This is a genomic window from Streptomyces sp. NPDC059874 (assembly GCF_042731135.1).
Taxonomy (GTDB): domain Bacteria; phylum Actinomycetota; class Actinomycetes; order Streptomycetales; family Streptomycetaceae; genus Streptomyces.
Genome location: NZ_JBHWJY010000165.1, coordinates 1 through 2,505 on the forward strand (window position 1 = coordinate 1; position 2,505 = coordinate 2,505).

Consider the following 2,505-nt stretch of genomic DNA (forward strand, 5'->3'; position numbering starts at 1 on the left):
TTCAGAACTAACACAGTGGACGCGAGCAACTGAGGACAAGCCCTCGGCCTATTAGTACCAGTCAGCTTCACCCGTTACCGGGCTTCCACATCTGGCCTATCAACCCAGTCGTCTACTGGGAGCCTTACCCTCTCAAGGAGGTGGGAATACTCATCTTGAAGCAGGCTTCCCGCTTAGATGCTTTCAGCGGTTATCCCTCCCGAACGTAGCCAACCAGCCATGCCCTTGGCAGGACAACTGGCACACCAGAGGTTCGTCCGTCCCGGTCCTCTCGTACTAGGGACAGCCCTTCTCAATATTCCTACGCGCACAGCGGATAGGGACCGAACTGTCTCACGACGTTCTAAACCCAGCTCGCGTACCGCTTTAATGGGCGAACAGCCCAACCCTTGGGACCGACTCCAGCCCCAGGATGCGACGAGCCGACATCGAGGTGCCAAACCATCCCGTCGATATGGACTCTTGGGGAAGATCAGCCTGTTATCCCCGGGGTACCTTTTATCCGTTGAGCGACGGCGCTTCCACAAGCCACCGCCGGATCACTAGTCCCGACTTTCGTCCCTGCTCGACCCGTCGGTCTCACAGTCAAGCTCCCTTGTGCACTTACACTCAACACCTGATTGCCAACCAGGCTGAGGGAACCTTTGGGCGCCTCCGTTACCCTTTGGGAGGCAACCGCCCCAGTTAAACTACCCATCAGACACTGTCCCTGATCCGGATCACGGACCGAGGTTAGACATCCAGCACGACCAGAGTGGTATTTCAACGGCGACTCCACCATGACTGGCGTCACGGCTTCAAAGTCTCCCACCTATCCTACACAAGCCGAACCGAACACCAATATCAAACTGTAGTAAAGGTCCCGGGGTCTTTCCGTCCTGCTGCGCGAAACGAGCATCTTTACTCGTAGTGCAATTTCACCGGGCCTATGGTTGAGACAGTCGAGAAGTCGTTACGCCATTCGTGCAGGTCGGAACTTACCCGACAAGGAATTTCGCTACCTTAGGATGGTTATAGTTACCACCGCCGTTTACTGGCGCTTAAGTTCTCAGCTTCGCAACCCCGAAAGGTCACTAACCGGTCCCCTTAACGTTCCAGCACCGGGCAGGCGTCAGTCCGTATACATCGCCTTACGGCTTCGCACGGACCTGTGTTTTTAGTAAACAGTCGCTTCTCGCTGGTCTCTGCGGCCACCCCCAGCTCACGGAGCAAGTCCGATCACCAGTGATGGCCCCCCTTCTCCCGAAGTTACGGGGGCATTTTGCCGAGTTCCTTAACCATAGTTCACCCGAACGCCTCGGTATTCTCTACCTGACCACCTGAGTCGGTTTAGGGTACGGGCCGCCATGAAACTCGCTAGAGGCTTTTCTCGACAGCATAGGATCATCCACTTCACCACAATCGGCTCGGCATCAGGTCTCAGCCTTGTATGAGGGACGGATTTGCCTACCCCTCGGCCTACACCCTTACCCCGGGACAACCACCGCCCGGGCTGGACTACCTTCCTGCGTCACCCCATCGCTTACCTACTACCACCTTGGGCCGGCGGCTCCACCACTTTCCTTTCCCCGAAGGGTCCGGAACGGCTTCACGGCCTTAGCATCAGAGGATTCGATATTGGGCGTTTCAAAGCGGGTACCGGAATATCAACCGGTTGTCCATCGACTACGCCTGTCGGCCTCGCCTTAGGTCCCGACTTACCCTGGGCAGATCAGCTTGACCCAGGAACCCTTAGTCAATCGGCGCACACGTTTCTCACGTGTGTATCGCTACTCATGCCTGCATTCTCACTCGTGAACCGTCCACAACTAGCTTCCGCTGCTGCTTCACCCGGCACACGACGCTCCCCTACCCATCACAGCGGGCGTTGGCCCTATTGCTGCAATGACACGACTTCGGCGGTACGCTTGAGCCCCGCTACATTGTCGGCGCGGAATCACTTGACCAGTGAGCTATTACGCACTCTTTCAAGGGTGGCTGCTTCTAAGCCAACCTCCTGGTTGTCTCTGCGACTCCACATCCTTTCCCACTTAGCGTACGCTTAGGGGCCTTAGTCGATGCTCTGGGCTGTTTCCCTCTCGACCATGGAGCTTATCCCCCACAGTCTCACTGCCGTGCTCTCACTTACCGGCATTCGGAGTTTGGCTAAGGTCAGTAACCCGGTAGGGCCCATCGCCTATCCAGTGCTCTACCTCCGGCAAGAAACACACGACGCTGCACCTAAATGCATTTCGGGGAGAACCAGCTATCACGGAGTTTGATTGGCCTTTCACCCCTAACCACAGGTCATCCCCCAGGTTTTCAACCCTGGTGGGTTCGGTCCTCCACGAAGTCTTACCTCCGCTTCAACCTGCCCATGGCTAGATCACTCCGCTTCGGGTCTAGAGCGTGCAACTCAATCGCCCTATTCGGACTCGCTTTCGCTACGGCTTCCCCACACGGGTTAACCTCGCTACACACCGCTAACTCGCAGGCTCATTCTTCAAAAGGCACGCAGTCACGACT

Annotated in this window: 1 rRNA gene (only partly in view); it reads right to left on the reverse strand. The window is 56.6% G+C overall.

Annotated features, from left to right (window positions below):
- Positions 1 to 31: 31 nt before the first annotated feature.
- Positions 32 to 2,505 (reverse strand): 23S ribosomal RNA (locus ACFV9H_RS41080) (it continues 730 nt past the right edge of the window).